The 19,979-nt window shown below is 74.2% G+C and carries 21 protein-coding genes; 9 read left to right on the top strand and 12 right to left on the bottom strand.

Features of this window, described 5'->3' with window-relative positions:
• Positions 1-48 precede the first annotated feature (48 nt).
• The gene (locus ACBR40_RS25545) at positions 49-1,011 is read left to right on the top strand and encodes a LysR family transcriptional regulator (protein WP_371250364.1); all 963 of its coding nucleotides are present in this window, start codon (positions 49-51) and stop codon (positions 1,009-1,011) included.
• Positions 1,012-1,052: 41 nt separating this feature from the next.
• Here the strand turns inward: ACBR40_RS25545 and ACBR40_RS25540 are convergent, their stop codons facing one another.
• Positions 1,053-1,631 carry a hypothetical protein gene (locus ACBR40_RS25540; protein WP_344214450.1) on the bottom strand — a complete coding sequence of 193 codons (579 nt, stop codon included), beginning with the start codon at positions 1,629-1,631 and terminating at the stop codon, positions 1,053-1,055.
• Positions 1,632-1,761: 130 nt separating this feature from the next.
• Here ACBR40_RS25540 and npdG point away from each other — a divergent pair, with 130 nt between their 5' ends.
• On the top strand, positions 1,762-2,421 hold the full coding sequence (gene npdG, locus ACBR40_RS25535; protein ID WP_371250363.1) for an NADPH-dependent F420 reductase: 660 nt from the start codon (positions 1,762-1,764) through the stop codon (positions 2,419-2,421).
• A gap of 3 nt (positions 2,422-2,424) precedes the next feature.
• Here the strand turns inward: npdG and ACBR40_RS25530 are convergent, their stop codons facing one another.
• From ACBR40_RS25530 to ACBR40_RS25505, 6 genes are read right to left on the bottom strand one after another with little or no spacing between them, the layout of a single operon-like run.
• Positions 2,425-3,030, bottom strand: coding sequence for a response regulator transcription factor (locus tag ACBR40_RS25530; protein ID WP_344214454.1), 606 nt, complete (start codon positions 3,028-3,030; stop codon positions 2,425-2,427).
• Positions 3,027-4,142: a histidine kinase gene (locus ACBR40_RS25525; RefSeq protein ID WP_344214456.1), complete on the bottom strand. Its 1,116-nt coding sequence runs from the start codon at positions 4,140-4,142 to the stop codon at positions 3,027-3,029. Before ACBR40_RS25525 ends, ACBR40_RS25530 begins: the two co-directional genes overlap by 4 nt.
• A 28-nt stretch (positions 4,143-4,170) precedes the next feature.
• Complete coding sequence (locus ACBR40_RS25520; RefSeq protein WP_344214458.1) at positions 4,171-4,890, bottom strand: ABC transporter permease; 720 nt, start codon at positions 4,888-4,890, stop codon at positions 4,171-4,173.
• Positions 4,887-5,792 (bottom strand): ABC transporter ATP-binding protein, encoded by a 906-nt coding sequence (locus ACBR40_RS25515; RefSeq protein ID WP_344214460.1) that lies wholly within the window; start codon positions 5,790-5,792, stop codon positions 4,887-4,889. The genes ACBR40_RS25520 and ACBR40_RS25515 overlap by 4 nt, the downstream gene beginning before the upstream one ends.
• A 46-nt stretch (positions 5,793-5,838) precedes the next feature.
• On the bottom strand, positions 5,839-6,540 hold the full coding sequence (locus ACBR40_RS25510; RefSeq protein ID WP_344214462.1) for an alpha/beta hydrolase: 702 nt from the start codon (positions 6,538-6,540) through the stop codon (positions 5,839-5,841).
• A 13-nt stretch (positions 6,541-6,553) separates the two neighbouring features.
• Positions 6,554-7,984, bottom strand: coding sequence for a PLP-dependent aminotransferase family protein (locus tag ACBR40_RS25505; RefSeq protein ID WP_371250362.1), 1,431 nt, complete (start codon positions 7,982-7,984; stop codon positions 6,554-6,556).
• 59 nt (positions 7,985-8,043) lie between these two features.
• On the opposite strand from ACBR40_RS25505, the gene ACBR40_RS25500 reads away from it, so the two are divergent.
• Both ACBR40_RS25500 and ACBR40_RS25495 read left to right on the top strand, forming a co-directional pair.
• Positions 8,044-9,216, top strand: coding sequence for an aminotransferase class I/II-fold pyridoxal phosphate-dependent enzyme (locus tag ACBR40_RS25500; protein ID WP_344214466.1), 1,173 nt, complete (start codon positions 8,044-8,046; stop codon positions 9,214-9,216).
• 42 nt (positions 9,217-9,258) lie between these two features.
• Entirely contained in the window at positions 9,259-10,194 is a 936-nt protein-coding gene (locus tag ACBR40_RS25495; RefSeq protein ID WP_371250361.1) for a serine/threonine dehydratase, read from the top strand.
• Between the two features lie 58 nt (positions 10,195-10,252).
• Here ACBR40_RS25495 and panB read toward each other — a convergent pair whose 3' ends face one another.
• The gene (gene panB / locus ACBR40_RS25490) at positions 10,253-11,101 is read right to left on the bottom strand and encodes a 3-methyl-2-oxobutanoate hydroxymethyltransferase (RefSeq protein ID WP_344214470.1); all 849 of its coding nucleotides are present in this window, start codon (positions 11,099-11,101) and stop codon (positions 10,253-10,255) included.
• A 175-nt stretch (positions 11,102-11,276) separates the two neighbouring features.
• Here panB and ACBR40_RS25485 point away from each other — a divergent pair, with 175 nt between their 5' ends.
• The 3 genes from ACBR40_RS25485 to ACBR40_RS25475 all read left to right on the top strand — a co-directional run bounded on the left by ACBR40_RS25485 (position 11,277) and on the right by ACBR40_RS25475 (position 14,977).
• Positions 11,277-12,629, top strand: coding sequence for an MFS transporter (locus ACBR40_RS25485; protein ID WP_371250360.1), 1,353 nt, complete (start codon positions 11,277-11,279; stop codon positions 12,627-12,629).
• A 181-nt stretch (positions 12,630-12,810) separates the two neighbouring features.
• Entirely contained in the window at positions 12,811-14,361 is a 1,551-nt protein-coding gene (locus ACBR40_RS25480; protein WP_344214474.1) for an MFS transporter, read from the top strand.
• Positions 14,362-14,368: 7 nt separating this feature from the next.
• Positions 14,369-14,977: a TetR/AcrR family transcriptional regulator gene (locus ACBR40_RS25475; protein ID WP_344214476.1), complete on the top strand. Its 609-nt coding sequence runs from the start codon at positions 14,369-14,371 to the stop codon at positions 14,975-14,977.
• A 134-nt stretch (positions 14,978-15,111) separates the two neighbouring features.
• Here the strand turns inward: ACBR40_RS25475 and ACBR40_RS25470 are convergent, their stop codons facing one another.
• The gene (locus ACBR40_RS25470; RefSeq protein ID WP_344214478.1) at positions 15,112-15,900 is read right to left on the bottom strand and encodes an ABC transporter permease; all 789 of its coding nucleotides are present in this window, start codon (positions 15,898-15,900) and stop codon (positions 15,112-15,114) included.
• Entirely contained in the window at positions 15,897-16,979 is a 1,083-nt protein-coding gene (locus ACBR40_RS25465; RefSeq protein ID WP_371250359.1) for an ABC transporter ATP-binding protein, read from the bottom strand. The genes ACBR40_RS25470 and ACBR40_RS25465 overlap by 4 nt, the downstream gene beginning before the upstream one ends.
• 49 nt (positions 16,980-17,028) lie before the next feature.
• On the opposite strand from ACBR40_RS25465, the gene ACBR40_RS25460 reads away from it, so the two are divergent.
• Positions 17,029-17,784, top strand: coding sequence for a TetR/AcrR family transcriptional regulator (locus ACBR40_RS25460; RefSeq protein WP_371250358.1), 756 nt, complete (start codon positions 17,029-17,031; stop codon positions 17,782-17,784).
• Here the strand turns inward: ACBR40_RS25460 and ACBR40_RS25455 are convergent.
• On the bottom strand, positions 17,781-18,158 hold the full coding sequence (locus tag ACBR40_RS25455) for a MerR family transcriptional regulator (protein ID WP_344214484.1): 378 nt from the start codon (positions 18,156-18,158) through the stop codon (positions 17,781-17,783). The genes ACBR40_RS25460 and ACBR40_RS25455 overlap by 4 nt on opposite strands.
• Positions 18,159-18,237: 79 nt before the next feature.
• On the opposite strand from ACBR40_RS25455, the gene ACBR40_RS25450 reads away from it, so the two are divergent.
• Entirely contained in the window at positions 18,238-18,873 is a 636-nt protein-coding gene (locus tag ACBR40_RS25450; RefSeq protein WP_371250357.1) for an SDR family NAD(P)-dependent oxidoreductase, read from the top strand.
• A gap of 17 nt (positions 18,874-18,890) precedes the next feature.
• On the opposite strand, the gene ACBR40_RS25445 is transcribed toward ACBR40_RS25450, so the two are convergent.
• Complete coding sequence (locus tag ACBR40_RS25445) at positions 18,891-19,958, bottom strand: DNA alkylation repair protein (protein WP_371250356.1); 1,068 nt, start codon at positions 19,956-19,958, stop codon at positions 18,891-18,893.
• Positions 19,959-19,979 lie beyond the last annotated feature (21 nt).

Genomic DNA, 19,979 nt, shown 5'->3' with positions numbered 1-19,979 from the left:
GGTAAAGCACAAATAAAGAAACATGAAGTTCCCCGTAAGCTGATCTGTATGGACATCGACCCCCGGCGGCTGCGGATCCTGCACGAGGTCGCCCGCCGCGGCGGCGTCATGCGGGCCGCCGAGGCACTCCACCTGACCCCCTCCGCCGTCTCCCAGCAGCTCGCCCAGCTCGAACGCGAGGTCGGGCTGGCCCTCATCGACCGCTCCCAGCGCAGCGTGTCGCTCACCCCCGCGGGGCGGGTGCTGGCCGGCTACGCCGAGCGGGTGGAGGAGGAGCTGCTGGAGGCCCGGCGCGAGCTCACCCGCTTCACCGACCGGCTGGCCGGGCCGGTGGGCATCGCGGCGTTCCCCACCTTCATCAAGCACATACTGGTGCCCGCCCTGCGCGCGCTGGCCGAGAGCCACCCGAAGATCGTCCCCGTCATCCACGAGGTCTACGGCCAGCCCGCGCTGCAGGAGCTGCGGCTCGGCGCGGTGGACGTGGTCATCACCGAGCAGGACATGGGGCTGCCCGCGCTGACCCAGCCGTTGCTCAGCACACGCCTGCTGTACGTGGACGAGTACCGCATCGTGCTGCCGCCCGACCTGCCGGACCCGCCGCGCACGGTCGCCGACCTGGCCCGGCTGCCGTGGGTCGCCGCTGAGCAGGACCAGGCGTGCGGGCAGGCGCTGGAGCGGCTGGCGGGGCTGCACGGGTTCGAGCCGCGGAAGGTGCACGTCATCACCGAGTTCGGGCCGACGCTGGCGCTGGTGGCGGCGGGGCACGGGGTGGCGATCGTGCCCGCGCTGGCGTTGCTGGACGTGCCCGAGGGGGAGGTGCGGGTGAGCGAGCTGCGGGACGTGGGGGCGCGGCGGATGGACGCGGTCACGCGGGTGAGCCGGACCAGGTCGGGCGAGCCGGACCCGGTGCAGGCGGTGGTGATCGCCGCGATCGAGGAGGCCACGGCGGCGCTCCAGGCCCCCTTGAGCGACCGCCTCCGCACCCGGCCCGCCCAGCCCGACCCCGTCTGACCGGCCGCCGACGGCCCGCCAGGACCGCCGCCGACCTGCCTTCAGTCGGGGAGCTGAGGGCCGCTGACCCTGTCGAGGAGGCGGGCGAGGCGGCCGCGGAGGCCGAGGCGCTGCTCCACCTCGCCGGCCGCCGCGCTCACCAGGTGCTGGGCGCCGTCGAAGGTGACCAGCCCCTCGCGCGGCACCTCCAGCGTGTCGTGCGCGAGCCCGGCCAGCTCCCGGTCGCCCCCCTCGATGGCGAGGACGGTGGCGCCGGTGCGACGGGCGTCGTCCACCCGCTCCAGCAGCGGCACCGGCGCCCGCTGCTCGGCCAGCACGAACAACGTCTCCCCGCGCGCCGTCCGCTCCAGCCGGTCGAGCCCGACACGCAGGTGGGCGGGGGCGTCGGCGGGCGGCGCCCAGCGCACCAGCGTGGGCGTGAGCTGCGGCAGCCCGGAGAACCGCGCCTCGTCGGCGAGGTGGGCGGTCAGGTGCCAGGGCTCGTCCTCCGGTGTGCCGATCAGCAGCAGCCCACCGGGGGAGCGGGTGGCGCGCAGCGCCTGGCCGAGGTCACGGGCACGGTCGAGCCAGCTCGTACGGGCCAGGAGTTCGCGCAGAAGTGCCACCGATCCCGAGTCCATGAGCCCATGGTGCCGGACGCTCCCGTACGGGGGAGCTGTTTCGGAAGTGATGCTTTGACACCCTGTGCGCTCCGGCGGTCAGCGAGCCCTCGCGCTCGCCACGCGCGAGGCGGCTGGCATGATGCGAGGCATGACTGACGTGAACGTGAGCGGGCTCTCCATCGGCATCCTCGGCGGCACCGGCGACCAGGGGAAGGGCCTGGCGCGGCGGTTCGCGCTGGCCGGGCATCCGGTGCTCATCGGCTCCCGCAGCGCCAGGCGCGCCCAGGAGGCGGCCGAGACCATCGGCGAGGGCGCGCGCGGCGCGGCCAACGCCGACGTCGCCAAGGAGGCCGACCTGGTGATCGTGGCCGTCCCGTACGAGGGCCACAAGGCGCTGCTGGAGTCGCTGCGCGCCGAGCTGGCCGGCAAGATCGTGGTGGACTGCGTGAACCCGCTCGGCTTCGACAAGCAGGGCGCCTACGCGCTGCCCGTAGAGGAGGGCAGCGCCGCGCAGCAGGCCGCGGCGGTGCTGCCGGACAGCCGGGTGGTGGCGGCCTTCCACCACGTCTCGGCGGTCGTGCTGCTGGACCCGGCGGTCGACAAGGTGGACCTGGACGTGCTGGTGCTGGGCGACGACCGTGAGGCGACCGAGACGGTGCAGGCGCTGGCCGCGGTGATCCCGGGGGTGCGCGGGGTGTACGGCGGGCGGCTGCGCAACGCCCACCAGGTCGAGGCGTTCACCGCCAACCTCATCTCGATCAACCGGCGTTACAAGGCACACGCGGGTCTGCGGATCACCGACATCTGATTCTCAGAGCCAGCCGGCGTCCTCGGCGACGCGGATCGCGTCGATCTTGTTGCGGGCGCCGGTCTTGGTGATCGCGGCCGTCAGGTAGTTGCGCACGGTGCCGGACGACAGGTGCAGGCGGGCGGCGATGTCCTCGGCGGACGCGCCCCGCGCCGCCTCCCTGAGCACGGTGGCCTCGCGCGGGGTGAGCGGGCTCTCGCCGTACTCCATCGCGGCCGAGACCAGCTCGGCGTCCAGCACCCGCAGGCCCGCGGCGGTCCGGCGGACGGCGTCGGCCAGCCGATCGCCGGGGGCGTCCTTGACGAGGAACGCCTCGATCCCGGCGGCCAGCGCGCGCCGCATCTGGCCGGGCCGGCCGAGCGCGGTGAGGATGAGGATCCGGCAGGACGGCAGGCGCTCGCGCAGCTCGGCGGCGGCGGTGATGCCGTCGAGCACGGGCAGGTCGATGTCCACGACGGCGACGTCGGGGCGGACCCGCAGCGCGGTGGGCACGATCTCGTCGCCGCGCGTCACCTCGGCCGCGACCTCGATGTCGGACTCCAGGCTCAGCAGGGCGGTGAGGGCGGACCTGATCATGTGCATGTCCTCGGCCAGCAGGATCCTGATCACGCGGGCACCTCCATGGCCAGCAGGAAGCCGCCGTCGCCGGTCGGGGCGGCGGCGCAGGAGCCGCCCGCCTGGGCGGCGCGCTCGGCCAGGCCGGTGAGGCCGCCGCCGGCCGGTCCGGGTTCGGCCGGTCCAGGTTCGGGCGGTACGCCGTCGTTGGCGATCTCCAGCCGGGCCCTGCCGTCGCCGGTCGAGGTGGTGATCGTGCAGACGGTGGCCCTGCTGTGCCGCAGGACGTTGGTGACCGCCTCGCGTACGCCCCAGGCCAGGGCCTCCTCGGAGGGGCGCGGCAGCGTCACGGCGGCCAGGTGCGCCTGACAGCTCACGCCGGACGACTCCAGCAGCGCCGCCGCCCGGTCCACCTCGCCGGCGAGCGACATGGCCCGGTAGCCGCGGGCGACTCGGCGTACGTCCTGGGCGGCCTCCCTGGCGACCCGTACGAGGTCGCCCATCTCGGTGCGGGCCGAGCCGGGGTCGCGCTCCAGCAGGCGGGTGGCGAGGTCGCCCTTGAGCGCGATCGCGGTGAGGCTGCGCCCGAGGCCGTCGTGCAGGTCGCGGGAGATGCGCAGCCGCTCCTTGAGCACGGCGGCGTCGGCCAGCTCCTCCCGCGCCCGCGCCAGCTCCTCCGCGGTCCGGGCGAGGCGGACCAGCGCGTACGTCATCGCCCCCGTCGTCGGCACGCTCACCACGTAGAAGGCGGTGACGACGGCGAAGTCGAGGCCGCCCCACAGGATGAACCCCTCGTACGCCATCGCCGCCCCCACCAGCGCGCACCCCCACCCCAGCGGCAGGAACACCAGCAGCGTCCCCGCCAGCATCGGCGTGGCGACGGCCGAGGCGCCGCCCGGCAGCAGGAAGTCCGGCAGGTACGTGGCCACCGCCTGCAGCACGACCAGCAGCGGGAAGCGGGCGGAGCGCTCGCCGCGCAGCGCCGCCCGCATGTTGAGGTGGTGGGTGCCGACGACGGCGAGCATGATGAGGGCGGACACCACGCCGAAGCCCGCTCCCCACCGGAAGTACATCAGCGCGATGACGGTGTAGGCGACGGACACGGCCGTGATGAGCACGATCGCGAGCCGCCTGGCGGGGACGGAGGGCGCCGGGGTGGAGAGCACAGCCGATTATGTCCTTTTTGTGGTGGTGTCAGGACCGTCGGGGTTCCCAGCGGAACCACAGCCGCAGCGCCACGAGCCCTGCCGCCGCCCATCCCGCCAGCACCAGCACCGCCCGGAGCGGCTCGCCGGTGCGCACGGCGTCCACGACGACCGAGGTCGGCAGCAGGTCCAGCGCGGGCCGCAGCCACGACGGCAGCGGGATCGGCCCCATCGCGCCCGCCGACACGCCGGCGACGAGGAAGACCGGCATCGTGTACGCCGCCGCGAGCTCCGTCCGCGGCACCGCCGCCGTGTACGCCGCCCCGAGCAGCGCCATCACGGCCGAGCCCGCCGCCACGACCAGCGCGACCACCAGGGCGTTCGGCGGCGGCGCGACCCCGGCGGCCAGGAACACGGCCACCGCGCACCCCACGATCACCAGGAACGTCTGGGCGGCGTTGGAGCTGATCTGCCCGGCCAGGATCTGCCCGTCGGTCAGCTCGGTCGCCCGCAGCCGCTTGAGCACGAGCTGGTCGCGGCGGCCGGTCAGCGCGACCGTGATGTTCATGAACGCGGTGATCGACAGCACGATGGCCAGCGTGGCGGGGAACATCTCGGCCGCGGCGGCCGGGCCGTCGGGCCGTACGTGCCGCATGAGCAGCGGCATCCCGATCGACAGCCCCACGGGCGTCACCACGGAGGCGAACAGCATGGCCTTGTCCCGCCAGAACAGGCGGGCGCCGAGCCGGTAGGTGGCGGCGAAGCTCATCGGGCGCCTCCCGCGAGCGCGGCGTCGCCGCCGAGGTCGAGGAAGAGGTCCTCCAGCGTGGCCTGGCGCACCTCCAGGCCCGCCAGCCGCAGCCCCCGCCCGGCGGCCCAGGTCAGCAGCGTCTGCGCGGCCAGGTCGGGATCGTCGGCGCGGCACACCGCCCGCCCGTCCTCGACCACGGCGGGCAGCGGCAGCTCGCCGGGGTCCACGTGCGCGGGCATCGCGAACGACACCCGCCCGGCCCGCCCGGCCAGCGTCTCGGCCATGCCGCCCGCGGCCACGACGCGGCCCGCGTCCATGATCGCCATGCTGCCCGCGAGGCGCTGCGCCTCCTCCAGGTAGTGGGTGGTCAGCAGGATCGTGACGCCCTCCGCGGCCAGGCCGCGGACGACGTCCCAGGTGGCCGCCCGCGCCTCCGGGTCCATGCCGGTGGTCGGCTCGTCGAGGAACAGCACCCGGGGCCGGCCCAGCAGGGCCAGCGCCAGGTCCAGCCGGCGCCGCTCGCCGCCGGAGAGCTGCCGCACCCGTACGTCCGCGCGCCCGGACAGCCCGGCCGGCTCCAGGACCTCGGCGCGCGGGCGGGGCGCGGCCACGAAGCCCCGCCAGATGTCCACGGTCGCGGCCACGGTCAGGTCGGGGAAGAACCCGGCCTCCTGGAGCATGATCCCCGTGCTGCGGCGCAGGGCCGCGCGATCGGTGTGCGGGTCGAGGCCGAGCACCCGCACCTCGCCCGCGTCGGCCCGCTGGAACCCGGCCAGCACCTCGACCGTCGTCGTCTTGCCCGCGCCGTTCCTGCCGAGCAGCGCGAAGATCTCCCCCTCCGCCACCTCGAACGAGATTCCGCGCACCGCCTCGAACCCCTGATGGCTCTTCCTGAGCCCGCTCACCTGGATCGTCGTCATGGCTCCGACTATCGCCCGGCGGGCACTCAGGACGGCAGTGAAGAATTCACGACTTGCGCGACAACTTCAGCAGCGCGTCCGTGACGGCCTCGGGCTCGACGAGCTGGTGCAGGTGCAGGCCGGGCAGCCGGGTCACCGGCCAGCCGCGCCGGCCGGCCTCCTCGGCCACCCCGTCGTACGGCGGCCCGAACCACAGGCAGGAGCACCTGACCGCGTCCCACCCGGCGGGCACCGGCACGGACTGCGTGTAGTAGTCGAGCGGCAGCCGCGGCTGCTCGGCCGTCACCCGCACCCGCACGGCGGGATCGGGCAGCATGGCCACCACGTCCTCCTCGTCCCACCAGTCGGTCCAGCGCGGCAGCACGCCGTCGGGGCCGGCCAGGCCGCGCAGGAACGGCAGGAACTCCTCCTCCGCGATCCGTACGAGGCCGGCGGGCGGCGGGATGTGGGCGTCGGCGAACACGCAGGCCACCACGCGCTCGCCCAGCCCTTCCTTGATCGCCGGCAGGAAGAAGCCGGCGTTGCTGTGCACCACGAGCACGAGCGGCCCGCCGGGCCCGGCGTCCCTGACCACGGCGTCCCTCACGGCGGCCACGACGCGCGGCCAGTAGGGCGGGCCGCCCGCCGAGATGCCGGTCAGGTCGGGAACCACGACGGCGTGGCCGCGCCGCTCCAGCGACTCCGCCACCGGCGCCCAGGTCGAGGGGCCGACCGAGGGGCTGTGCACAAGTACGAAGGTCGTCTCCACGCCCCCCACACTCTCAGACGATCAGGGTGTGCCGTGCCGCCGCGCGGCCCGTGCCGTCGAAGGCCGCCCAGGCCAGAGCCAGGTTGTTCACCGCTCGCGAAAGCTCGTCCGGGGGCAGCAGGAAGTGCAGCCGCATGCGGTCGGCGTGCCCCCCGAGCGGGTCGAACGAGCGGCCGGGCGGCACCGCCACCCCGTGCCTGAGCGCCACCTGGGCGAAGGCGTCCACCTCGCCGCGCGGGACGCGGACCCAGATCGTCTGGCCGCCCCCGGCCGGCTCGAACGTCCACGACGGCAGCCGCGCGCGCAGCTCGGCGCACAGGTGGTCGTGGCGGGCGGCCAGGGCGCGCACCCGCGGGGCGCGTACCTCGTCCAGGCGGCGCAGCAGCGCGGCGGCGGCGAGCTGGCTGACCACCTCGCCCCCGAGGTCGTGCACCGCCCGCAGCCGCGACAGCCGCGACACCAGCGGGGCGGCGGCCCGGATCCAGCCGACCCGCAGCCCGCCCCAGACCAGCTTGCTCATCGAGCCGACGCTGATCACCTGCTCGCCCCGCCCGAACGCGGCGAGCGGCGGCGGCGCCGGTCCCGAGAAGCACAGCTCGGCGCAGACCTCGTCGTCCACGAGCGGCACGTCGTGCTCGGCGGCCAGCGCGGCGAGCCGCCGCCGCTCGGACACCGGCATGATCGCGCCGTCCGGGTTGCGGGCGGTCGGGACGAAGTAGGCGAGGGCGGGCCGCTCCCGCAGCGCCGCGCCCAGCCCCTCCGGCGTCACCGGCCGGACCACGGCCGCCGCGTGCCGGAACGCCTCCAGCGCCCCCGGGTACGTCGGCGACTCGGTCAGCACGGTGTCGCCGGGCGCCACGAGGAGACCGGCGAGCAGCGTGAGCGCCTGCTGGGCCCCCGTCGTCACCATGATCTCCGCGGGCTCGGTCGGCAGCCCGCGCCCGGTGTAGTACGCCGCCAGCGCGGCCCGGAGCGCCGGGTGGCCCGCCGGCTGGTAGCCCAGGTCGCGCAGGCCGGACAGGGAGCGGGCGGCCTCCTCGTACGCCTCGCGCAGCGCCTCCGGCGGGTCGTCGGGCGCGGCGCAGGTGAGCAGCGCGACCCCGTCCGGCGGATGCAGCAGGTGCAGCAGCAGCGGGTTGGCGGGCACGCCGTCGACGGTCCTGCTGGCCGGCAGGTCGAGCGCGGCCACCCGGGTGCCGCTGCCCCGGCGGCGCGTCACCCGGCCCTCCTGCTGGAGCAGGTCGTACGCGGCGACCACGGTGCCCCGGCCCACCGCCAGCCGCCGGGCCAGCACCCGGTCGGGCGGCAACGGATCTCCGGGCGGCAGCACGCCGTCGTCGATCAGCGCCCGGAGGCGGGCGGCCAGCAGCAGGTAGAGCGGGCCGCGCCCGGACGCCCAGCGGCCCAGCAGATCGACGAGGTCGTCCAGATTGGCCCCCTTCATGAGCCAATTCTGCCGGATTGGCTCTCAACCGAGGCCGCCGCGCGGGAGATGCTGGTCGCATGACCGATTACCGCCCAGAGACCAGAACCGTGCACATCCCCCAGGCGCCGGTGGACGGCAGCCGCCCGATGACCGTGCCGATCTACCAGACCTCCGGGTTCTCCTTCTCCGACCCGGCCGTCATGGCCGAGGCGATGGGGAACCCGTCCGGGCCGTTCGTCTACTCGCGTTACACCAACCCCACCGTCCGCTCGCTGGAACTGGCCGTCTCCGGTCTTGAGGGTGGCGCGGGCGCGATCGCCACCGGCTCCGGCATGGGCGCGATCAACACCGTCCTGCTCGGCCTGCTCAGGCCGGGTGACCATCTCATCGCCCAGCAGGCGCTGTACGGCGGCACCTCGGCGATGCTGGCCGAGCTCGCGGGCAGGTTCGGGATCGAGGTCACGTACGTGCCGGAGAACGACCCCGCCGCCCTGCGCGCCGCCCGGCGGCCCGAGACGAAGGTCGTCTACCTGGAGACGATCAGCAACCCGACGGCGCTGATCGCCGACCTGCCCGGCATGTGCGCGGCGGCCCGCGAGCTCGGGCTGCTGTCCGTGGTCGACAACACCTTCGCCACGCCGATGCTGTGCCGGCCGATCGAGCACGGGGCCGACGTCGTCGTGCACTCCACCACGAAGTACCTGTCCGGGCACACGGACGTGATCGGCGGCCTGGCGGTCTTCGCCGAGGCGGAGCTGTACGAGCGGGTCTGGCGCTTCGCGATCGAGCTGGGGGCGGCGGCCGACCCGTTCGCGGCCTGGCTGGTGGTGCGCGGGCTGCAGACGCTCGCCCTGCGGATGGAGCGGCACTGCGCCAACGCCGAGTACCTGGCCACGCGGCTCGCCGCGCATCCGGCGGTGTCGGCGGTGCACTGGCCGGGGTTGGCCTCGCATCCGTCGTACGAGCTGGGGCGCAAGCTGCTGCCCGGGTTCGGCGGGGTGTTCTCGTTCGAGCTGGCGGGCGGGCGCGCGGCGGGGGAGAGGTTCATGAAGGCGGTGCGGCTGGCGATGCTCGCCCCCTCGCTCGGCGGGGTCGAGACGCTGGTCATGCACCCCGCGACCACCTCGCACCGCTCGCTGACCGCCGAGGAGCTGGCGGCGAACGGCATCGGCGAGGGCACCGTGCGGATCGCGGTCGGCATCGAGCATCCCGAGGACCTCTGGGCCGACGTGTCGCAGGCGCTCGCGTAGCCTGCGAGACGTACAGTCCGCGCTGACACCGGGGAGAATGTCATGATCACCGATGGGACCGCCGTCACCCGTGAGGACGTCGCCGCCGCCGCCCGGCGGATCGCCGGGTTCGTGCTGCGCACGCCCGTGCTGGAGGTCTCGCCGGGGTTGTTCGTGAAGCTGGAGCTGCTGCAGCACTCCGGGTCGTTCAAGGTGCGCGGGGCGTTCAACCGGATCCTGTCGGCGGGCCCGCTGCCGGACAGCGGCGTGATCGCGGCCAGCGGCGGCAACCACGGGCTCGCCGTGGCGTACGCGGCGCGGACGCTCGGCGTGCGGGCCGAGATCTTCGTGCCCGAGGTGACCAGCCCCGTCAAGGTGGCGGGGCTGGCGGCGCTGGGCGCGCACGTCACCCAGACCGGGGCGATCTACGCCGAGGCGGCGGAGGCGGCGGCCAAGCGCGCCGCCGAGACGGGCGCGCTCTCCGTCCACGCCTACGACCAGCCCGAGGTGATCGCCGGGCAGGGCACGACCGGGCTGGAGATCATGGAGCAGACCGGCGGCGTGGACAGCGTGCTGGTGGCCGTCGGCGGGGGCGGCTTCGCGGCCGGCATCACCCTCGGCACCGGCGACGCCGGCGGTGCGGGGCCGCGGATCGTGGCCGTCGAGCCCGAGCTGATCCCCACGCTGAACGCGGCGCTGGCGGCGGGCGAGCCGGTGCCGGTCGGGGTGAGCGGGGTGGGCGCGGACGCCCTCGGCGCCAGCAGGATCGGCGGGCTGGCCTTCGGCGTCCTGTCCGGGCCGCGCGTGCGGAGCGTGCTGGTGCCGGACGAGGCGATCGTGGCGGCGCGGCGCACCCTGTGGGAGCGGCACCGGGTGGTGGCCGAGCACGCGGGGGCGGCGGCGTACGCGGCGCTGCTGTCGGGGGCGTACCGGCCGGAGGAGGGGGAGCGGGTGGCGGTCGTCGTGTGCGGCTCCAACACCGACCCGGCCGGCCTCTGACCTGCTTCGGGGTGCGCCGCCCCCGGCGGCGCACCCGGGAGGTCAGCTGCCCGGGAGGTCAGCTGTAGGTGTGCTCCGGGGCGGGGAACGCGCCGGAGGTGACGTCGGCGGCGAAGGCGCGGGCCGCGCGGTCCAGGTCGCCGGCGAGGTCGGCGTAGCGCTTGACGAACTTCGCCGGCCGCGGCGTCAGCCCCATCAGGTCCTGCCACACCAGCACCTGCGCGTCCGTGTGCGCCCCCGCCCCGATCCCGATCGTCGGGATCGCGAGCGACGTCGTCACCCGGTGCGCCAGCTCGGCCGGCACGCACTCCAGCACGACGGAGAACGCCCCGGCCCGCTCCAGGTCCTTGGCGTCGGCCATGAGCTCGTCGCCCGACTGGCCCCGCCCCTGCACGCGGTAGCCGCCGAGCACGTTGACCGACTGCGGGGTCAGCCCGAGGTGCGCCATCACCGGCACTCCGGCCGAGACCAGCGCCTCGACCTGCGGCAGGATGCGCCGGCCGCCCTCCAGCTTGACCGCGTGCGCGCCCGCCTCCTTCATGAAGCGGGCGGCCGACTCCAGGGCCTGCGCCGGCGAGGCCTGGTAGGACCCGAACGGCAGGTCGGCGACGACCAGCGCCCGCGACGAGCCGCGTACGACGGCCGCGGTGAGCGGCAGCAGGTCGTCGACCGTGACCGGCAGCGTGGAGTCGTAGCCGTAGACGACCATGGCGGCCGAGTCGCCCACGAGCAGCACGGGGATGCCGGCCGCGTCGAACACCCGCGCCGTCATGGCGTCGTAGGCGGTGACCATGGGCCACCGCTCTCCGCGCTCCTTGGCGGCGGCGAGGTCGCGGACGGTGACGCGGCGGCCGGCGGCGCCGCCGTACAGCGTCGTCGTGGGGGTGGGGGTGGTGGAAGAGGACATGGATCAACCCTCCTGAGCCGTCTCGAGGCGCCCCAGTGGCGTCCCCGGACCTCTTCCGATGATGGCACGCGAGGTCAAGGGGACAAAAAGGCCGCGAGGGCAGAGCCGCGCGGAAAACCCAGTGGCGAAAGTGTCGGTGCCTGTTGCCACAATCTATGCGGAGGTAACGAACACCATGGCTCTCGACCCTTACCGACGGCTGCTCAAAATCCCGGGCGTCCCCACCCTGCTGCTGGTGGGGCTGCTCGCCCGGGTGCCGGCCACGGCCACGGGCATGGCGCTGACCCTGCACGTGGCCGAGGTGCTGCACCTCGGCTACGCCAAGGCCGGGCTGGTCACGATGGCGAGCACGATCGGCATGGCCATCGGCTCGCCGCTGTCGGGAAGGCTCGTCGACCGGCACGGGCTGCGTCCCGTGCTCGCCGTCACCACCGCGGTGCAGGCGGCGTTCTGGTCCTGCGCGTGGGCGCTGCCGTTCCCCGCGCTCGCCGCCGCGGCGGCGCTGGCGGGGCTGCTGGCGCTGCCGGTGTTCAGCGTGACCCGGCAGTGCCTGGCCGCCATGGTGCCCGCGCCGCAGCGGCGCACCGGGTTCACGCTCGACTCGATGCTGGTCGAGCTGTCCTACATGACCGGTCCCGCGCTGGCCGTGGCGGGCCTGACCGCGCTGGGCAGCCCGGTGACGATGACGGTCATCGGGGTCGGCATGACGCTCGCGGGCCTCGGCCTGCTCACGCTCAACCCGCCCACCCGCTCCGAGGCCGAGAAGGAGCACGAGGCGCTGGGCGGCAAGGTGGCGCGGCGCGAGTGGCTGACGCCCGCGTTCGGCGGGCTGATGGCCACGGTGGCGGCGGCCACGTTCGTGCTCACCGCGACCGAGCTGTCCATGGTCGCCACCATGACCGACGCGGGCGACACCGAGTGGGTGGGCCTCGCCGTCGGCATCTGGTGCGTCTACTCGCTGGTCGGCGGCTTCGTGTACGGCGGGCTGTCGCGCGGCTTCTCGCCGTTCGCGCTGATCGCGGGCATGGGCCTGCTGACGGTGCCCGTCGGGCTGGCGGGCGGCGACTGGCGCTGGCTGATCCTGGCGCTGCTGCCGGCCGGGCTGCTGTGCGCGCCGGCGCTGTCGTCCACGGTCGACGTCGTCAGCGGCCGGGTGCCCGCGGCGGCCAGGGGCGAGGCGATGGGCCTCCACGGCACCGCGCTGCTCATCGGCGGCGCGGCCTCCGCGCCGATCGCGGGGGCGGTCATCGACGGCGTGGGATCGTCGTGGGCGTTCACGGTGGCGGGGCTGGCCGGCGTGGCCATCGTGCTGGCCGCGCTGCCGCTGTGGCGCCGCCGGCCCCCCGCGTCGCCGGACGCGACGGACACCGTCCTGGCGCCGCCGGACGCGACGGACACCGTCCCGGCGCCGCCGGAGGAGCCGGCCGCCGCTCCGGCGGCCGCGGAGGTCGTGGGGGTTCCTGCGGCCCCGTCGACCCTGGCTCCGGCTGCGGTCGCCGCGGCGGCTCCGGAGGTGCCGGCTCCTTGAGCTGATCGCGCGGCGCCGGGCCACGGGGGCACCGGTGCCGCGCGTTCGTACGTGACGCGCCGGTGACAGGAGGGGGCCGGCCGTTCACACGGAATTTACGAAACGGGACCGTTGCGTATCGGAATGTCTTGCGATACGTTTGCGTAGCGAAACTCAATCGTATCGAAATTAAGGACGTTCCATGGACCCGAACTCGGGCCACCCACGCCGATGGGCCATCCTCGGCGTGCTGGTGTTCAGCCTCTTGGCGGTCGTGCTCGACAACACGATCCTCAACGTGGCGATGAAGACCATCGCCGATCCCACGGCCGGCTTGGGCGCGACGCAGAGCGAGCTGGAATGGGCGATCAATTCCTACACCCTGGTGTTCGCCGGCTTGTTGTTCACCTTCGGTGTGATCGGTGACCGCACGGGCCGCAAGCGCATGCTGGTCGTCGGCATGGTGCTGTTCGGCCTGGCCTCGCTGGCCAGCGCCTACGCCCAGGACCCGATGCAGCTCATCCTGGCCAGGGCGGCGATGGGCATCGGCGGCGCGGCGATCATGCCGGCCACCCTGGCGATCATCTCCAACGTCTTCCCGCCCGCCGAGCGCGGCCGCGCGATCGGCGTGTGGGCGGGCGGCGTGGGCCTCGCCGTGGCGATCGGCCCCATCACCGGCGGCCTGCTGATCCAGCACTTCTGGTGGGGCTCGGTCTTCCTCGTCAACGTGCCGATCGTCGTCATCGGGATGATCCTCATCGCCACGATCGTGCCCGAGTCGAAGGACCCGAAGCCGTCCAAGCTCGACCCGGTCGGCGTGATCCTGTCCATCATCGGCCTGGTCTCCCTCGTCTACGGCATCATCCGCGGCGGCTACCTCGGCACCGTGGCCAGCGCCGAGGTGCTGGTGCCCACCCTCGCCGGGGTGGCGGTGCTGGGCGTGTTCGTCTGGTGGGAGCGACGCATCGACCACCCGGTCTTCGACGTGCGCAGCTTCGCCGACCCCAAGTTCGGCTCGGCCATCGGCATGATGGGCATCGTGTTCTTCGCGATGATGGGCGGGATGTTCTTCCTGACCTTCTACCTGCAGATCGTGCTGGGCTACTCGGCGCTGCAGGCGGGAGCGCTGATGATCCCGTTCGCCGCCGCGCAGCTCATCTTCGCGCCGCTCAGCCAGCGGGTGAACGAGCGCGTCGGCGCCAAGCTGGCCGCCACGGTCAGCATGATCGTGATAGCGCTGGTGCTGACCAGCTACGCGTTCATGACCGAGAACACCCCGATCCTGCTCATCGAGGTCGTCTTCTTCGTCCAGGGCGCCGCGATGGCCAACATCATGCCGCCCGCCACGACCGCGATCATGGAGGCGCTGCCCCGGGAGAAGGCCGGCGTCGGCTCGGCCATGAGCAACACCGTCCGCCAGGTGGCCGGCGCGCTCGGCGTGGCCGTGCTCGGCTCGGTGTTGTCGTCGACCTATCGTGGGCAGATGGAGCCGGTGCTCGCCGGTCTGCCGGCCGGCGTCCAGCACGCCGCCGGTGAGTCCATCATGGCCACCATGGGCGTGGCCGAGGCGCTCGGCGAGCGCGGCCAGGCGCTGGTCAAGCCGGCGTTCGCGGCGTTCATCGACGGCATGCACGTCACGGCGCTCGTCTCGGCCGCGATCGCGCTGCTCGGCGTCGTCGTGGTGGCGCGGTGGATGCCGGGCAAGCCGAAGCCGGTCCAGCAGGTGGAGCAGAAGGAACCAGCGGTAGTGTGAGGCCGCGATGACCATCCAGGGAACAGGGACCGCCCGTCCGGCCGGGCGCCCGCGCAGCGAGAAGGCCGAAAAAGCGATCATCGAGGCGACCCTCGACCTGATCGCCGAGGGCATGGGCGTCTCCGAGCTGTCCATCGAAGCGATCGCGTCGAGGGCGGGCGTCGGCAAGACCACGATCTACCGGCGCTGGTCCAACAAGGAGGACCTGGTCGTCGACGCCCTGGCCACCCTCAAGGCGCCGCTGCCGCCGCTCGCCGGCGTCTCCGTGCACGAGGACCTCATCACCCTGCTCGACGCCATGCGCGCCGACTCCGGCAACCGGCGCGGCCGGTGCGTGATGAACATCGCGATGAGCGAGGCCGACCGGCACCCGCGGCTGACGGAGCGCTTCGTCGAGCGCGCCGTCGAGCCGCGGCGCCGCGCCCTCCGGGAGGTGCTCGAACGCGGCGTCGCCACGGGCGAGCTGCGGCCTGACCTCGACGTCACCCTGGCCATGGCCATCCTGTCCGGCACCATGATGTGGCAGTCGAAGTGGGGCCCCGGCGACCTGCCGGAGGACCTCGCCGAGCGGGTCGTCGACATGGTCCTCGCGGGCATGGCCCCACCGGCCGCGTGAGAGCGCCCCGGCTTGACTGTGCCCGCGCGGTGTGACGGCGGCGTCCCGGGGCTCTGGCCGGCCGTGCCCGTCGCGTACGAGCGTCGCGGCGATCCCGCCTCACCGGGCCAGAGTGTCCCGGAGGGGCGGGTGGGTCACGATGAGGTGCGGCGGCGGAAGAGCAGGGCTGCGGCGGGCAGGCTGAGTGCCACCAGGCCCGCCAGCCAGGCCGCCGCCGCCACCCCCGACGACCCCATCGGCACCCCGTCAAGGAGCAGCGAGCGCAGGGTCGCGACGGCCGGCGTCAGCGGCTGGTTGGCGGCGAAGTCGCGCAGCACGCCCGGCATGGTCTCCGCGGGGACGACCCCGTCCGACACGTACGGCAGGAACAGCACCACGAAGCTGAACGCCCCCGCCGCCTGAGTCGAGCGCACCAGCAGGCCCCAGACGGCCGCCAGCGACGACATCGCCAGCACGTACCCTGCCAGCAGGGCCGCCACCAGCAGCCACTCCGTGAGCGTGGCGTGCGGCCGGAACCCGAGGAGCACCGCCGCCGCCAGGGCCAGGCCGCAGGCCACCACGTTGCGGAGCACCGAGGCGAGCACATGCCCCGCGGGCACCAGCCAGCCGCCGATCGGCAGCGTGCGGAAGCGGTCCATCATGCCTTCGGTCATGTCCTCGGCGATGGTGATGGCGGTCGTGGCGGCGCCGTACCCGCCGGACATGAGCAGCACCGCGGGGACCACGAAGTCGATGTACGCCAGGCCGCTGGAGCCGGTGCTGATCGCGCCGCCGAAGACGTACACGAAGACCACCATGATGATCACGGGCAGTGCGATGTTGACGATCAGGCCGTCGAGGACGCGAAGCTCGCGGCGCAGGTCGCGGACGACCAGGCGGTAGAGGTCGCCCGCCGCGGCCGCCCTGGGCGGGACGGCGCTCATGCCGCGGCCTCCGTCAGCTCGAAGAAGACGTCGTCGAGGGTGGGGCTGCGCAGCTCCACCCGTTCGACCTCGACGGCGGCGCGGTGGAGGGCGTCCAGCGCGCGCCGCAGGTCGCCGGGACCGTGCACGGCCAGCGTGATCTCCGACCGCCCGGCTTGCTGCCCGGCCCGCTGATCGTCCTGCTGCCCGGCTCGCTGGCCGTCCTGCCGGCGGTCCTGCTGCTCGTGCCCCTGCGCGGCCTGCCGGCCATCCTGGGGCGCGGTCGTCTGCTGCGCTGCTGCCGGTCGGGCGGCGGGGGTGAGGGCGGCGAGGGCCGCGCGGGCCCGTGGTACGTCCTCCGGGCCGCCGGCCAGGCTCAGCACCAGCCGCTCGGTCCCCACCTGGCGCTTCAGCTCGGCGGGGGGGCCGTCGGCCACCAGCCGCCCGCCGTGGATCACCGCGACCCGGTCGGCGAGCTGGTCGGCCTCCTCCAGGTACTGCGTGGTCAGCAGGATCGTCGTCCCCGAGGCGAGCAACTCGCGGATCACCGCCCACAGCTCGGCGCGGCTGCGCGGGTCGAGCCCGGTCGTGGGCTCGTCGAGGAACAGGATCCGCGGCTCGGCCACCATCCCGGCCGCGAGGTCGAGCCGCCGTCGCATGCCGCCCGAGTACGTCTCCACCCGCCGGTCCGCGGCCCCGGTCAGGTCGAAGCGCTCCAGCAGTTCACCGGCCCGCCGCCGCGCCGTACGGCGTCCCAGGTGGTGCAGCCCGGCGAACAGCTCCAGGTTCTCCCGGCCGGTCAGCAGGTCGTCCACCGTGGCCTGCTGAGCCGTCAGGCCGATCACCCGACGCACGGCCCGGCCCTCGCGCATGACGTCGTGGCCGCCGACGGTCGCGGTGCCGCCGTCGGGGGCGAGCAGCGTGGTCAGGATGCGGACGGTGGTCGTCTTGCCCGAGCCGTTGGGGCCGAGCAGGGCCAGCAGCGTGCCCGCAGGCACGGTCAGGTCGATCCCGTTGAGCACCCGGGTCTCCCCGAACGACTTCGTCAGCCCACGGGCGTGAATTGCTTCTGTTAATGGCCTACTGTGTATGGCGTTCATAGTTTCACGATAATGCAGAATCCTAGGAGCGGGTCAAGGAGGGGTGAACATGGGGGAGGAGCGGCGGTTGCCGCCGGTCGTCGCGCGCATGTGGGGGCGCGAGCCGGTGACCCGGCGCGGGCCGCGGCCCCGCCTGGACCTGGCGACGATCACCGCCGCCGCCGTCGAGCTCGCGGACGCGGAAGGGCTCGCGGGGGTGTCGATGGCGAGCGTCGCCTCGCGGGTGGGCGTGGCGGCGACGGCGCTGTATCGGTACGTCGGCAGCAAGGAGGAGCTGCTCACCGCCATGGCCGACGCCGCCGCTCCGCTGCCGCCGGAGCCGGAGGGGCGGCACTGGCGGGCGTACCTGGAGGTGTGGACCCGGGCCCAGCGCGACATCCTGCTCGACCATCCGTGGCTGCTGTCGGTGGCCCGCCTCGCCCCGCCGCTCGGCCCACGCCGGCTGCTGTGGCTGGACCGCGCCCTGGCCGCGCTCGGCGGCACCGGCCTCCACGACGGCGAGAAGGTGAACGTGGCCACCGCCCTCACCGGGTACGCGCTCACCGAGGCGGCGCTCGTCCACGGCATGGCCGGCGGAGACCCGCAGCTTGAGGAGGCCGGAGTCGCGGGCGCTGCCGACTACGGCGAGATGCTGGCCGAGGTGCTCGACCCGGACGCCTACCCGGCCCTGGCCGCCGCGGCGCGTTCGGGCGCGATGAGCGGCGGCGAGGGCTGGGTGGACGACGCCGACTTCGTCTTCGGGCTGAACCTGCTGCTGGACGGCGTCGAAACCCTCATCCGCCGCCGCGCCGGCACCGCCTCCTAGACCGCGCCGCCCACGCGCTGGAGGGTCGTGGTGAGGAGGGTGTCGAGTGCTTGCTGGGACGTCTGCAGGCGTTCGATGGTGTCGGCGATGCGCCGGCGTTCCCGCCGTAGGTGGCCGAGCATGCCGGGGCAGGCCGCGGCCACCATGCGGCCGCGCTCGTCGTCGTGTACGCAGCTCAGCAGCCGGGCGATGACCGCCGTGGGCAGTCCGGCGGCGAGCAGGGCCCGGATGTGCCGGACCGCGGCGACGTGCCCCTCGTCGTACTCCCGGTAGCCGTTGGGCAGCCGCACCGGCCGCAGCAGGCCCTGCTCCTCGTAGTAGCGGAGCAGCCGTCTGCTCACCCCGGTCGCGCGGGCGAGCTCGCCGATCCTCATGATCTCCCTTGACGTTCACATGGATGTGACGCCTTAGCGTCCCGACTGTTCAGTTGTAACGCACGGACAGGAGCGGATCATGCCTGGAGCGGTGATCATCGGAGCGGGGCCGGGGATCGGGAGGTCGGTGGCGCGGCGGTTCGCGGCCGAGGGGATGGCCGTGGCGCTCGTCTCGCGTACCGGAAGGACCTTGGATGTGGACGGGGCGCGCGGCTACCGCGCCGACTGCGCGGACGAGGGCGCGTTGCGGGCCGCACTGGACGCGGCCCGCGCGGAGCTCGGCGTTCCGGACGTCGTGGTCTACAACGCGGCGATCATCCGCCCGGACACGGTGGGTGAGGCCGCGATGCGCGCCCACCTGGACGCCTGGGCGGTCAACGTGGTCGGCGCTCTCGTCGCCGCCGCGCACCTGGTGCCCGCGATGGCCGGGCGCGGCGGCGGGACGTTCCTCGTCACCGGCGGCATGCCGGAGCCCAAGCGGCAGTACGTGAGCCTGTCGCTCGGCAAGAGCGGCGTGCGGACGCTGGTGGCGCTGCTGGACCAGGAGTACGGCCCGTCGGGCGTGCACGTGGCCTCGGTCACCGTGGCGGGCCCGGTCGCCCCCGGCACCCCGTTCGACCCGGACGACATCGCCGAGCACTACTGGCGCCTGCACACCCAGCCCCGCGGCCGGTGGCAGCACGAAGTGCTCCACGCGGGCCGGTCCACGGCCTGACCCCCAGCGCCCGGGCCTCAGGGGGTAAGGGTGAAGGTGGTGGTCGCGGCGGTGCGGCCGTTGAGTATGACGTCGAGCTCTCGCGGACCGGGCGGCTCGTCGCGGGTGGTCACCGGGCGGAAGGAATGGGACTTGCGCACCACGAACGTGGCCCCCGGCGCGGCCGCCTCCCGCTGACCCAAATGGAACACCCGCCGCGAGCCCGGACGGCGGACGGCGTATTTGAGCAGCAGCGGCCCGGCCGCCCCCGAGGTGACCGTGACCGTGAAGGCCAGCTTGCCGCCCACGGCCACCGTGTCGGCCTCCAGGGACAGCGACTCCACCTCCCCGCTGCCGGGCACGGCCCCCACCAGGGCGAGCGCCTCGGGATGGCCGGAGCGCAGGAGGCCGCGCACCGCGTGCCGCAGCACCTTCTCGACGTGGGAGCCGCCGCCGGACCGCCAGCGGGCCAGCAGGGCCAGCGCCGCCTCCGGGTGGTCCTTGGCGAGGTCGTTGACGTGGTTGGCGACCGAGCGGCGGACGTATGCGCTGGGGTCGTCGCGCAGGCGGTCGAGCAGGGGCAGCGTGGGGCCGGGGGTCATGAGCCAGCCCACGCGGGTGGCCCAGGGCAGGCGCGGCCGGGTGCCCTCCGACGCCAGCCGGCGCAGGTGCTCGTCGGGGGACTCGGCCCAGGTGTGCATGATCTTGAGTGCGTCGTCGCGATGGCGTGCGAGGTAGGGGCGGACGGCGAACTCGCCGGTCGCGTGGGGCGTGAGCGTGGCCAGCGTCTCCATCGCCGGGTGCAGGTGGTCGAGGCCGTGGACCGCCGTGTGCTCGGTGGCGGGCCAGCCGCTCCACAGGTCGAGCCTCGCGTGCGCGGCGCTCTCCCGCACGACGGCGGCCGCCTGCGGGTAAGGCAGGGGCAGCGCCTCGTGCAGGGCGTCGGCCACGTGCCTGACGCGGTCCTTCAGCTCCAGCCCGGCGAGCCCGCCGAGGGCGCGCGCCACGAACCGGTCGCGGGGGAACGGCGGCCAGGCGGCGGCCAGCCCGTCGGCCAGCGTGGAGACGGACCGGAGGTTGATCATGTCCTTGAGAGGTTGCGCCACGGGGAGACTCTGCCAGCCGCC

This window comes from Nonomuraea sp. AD125B (assembly GCF_041402765.1).
In the GTDB taxonomy this organism is placed as follows: Bacteria; Actinomycetota; Actinomycetes; order Streptosporangiales; family Streptosporangiaceae; genus Nonomuraea; species Nonomuraea bangladeshensis.
The sequence above is the reverse complement of the archived record's forward strand: the minus strand, read 5'-3'. Positions and strand labels throughout refer to the sequence as shown.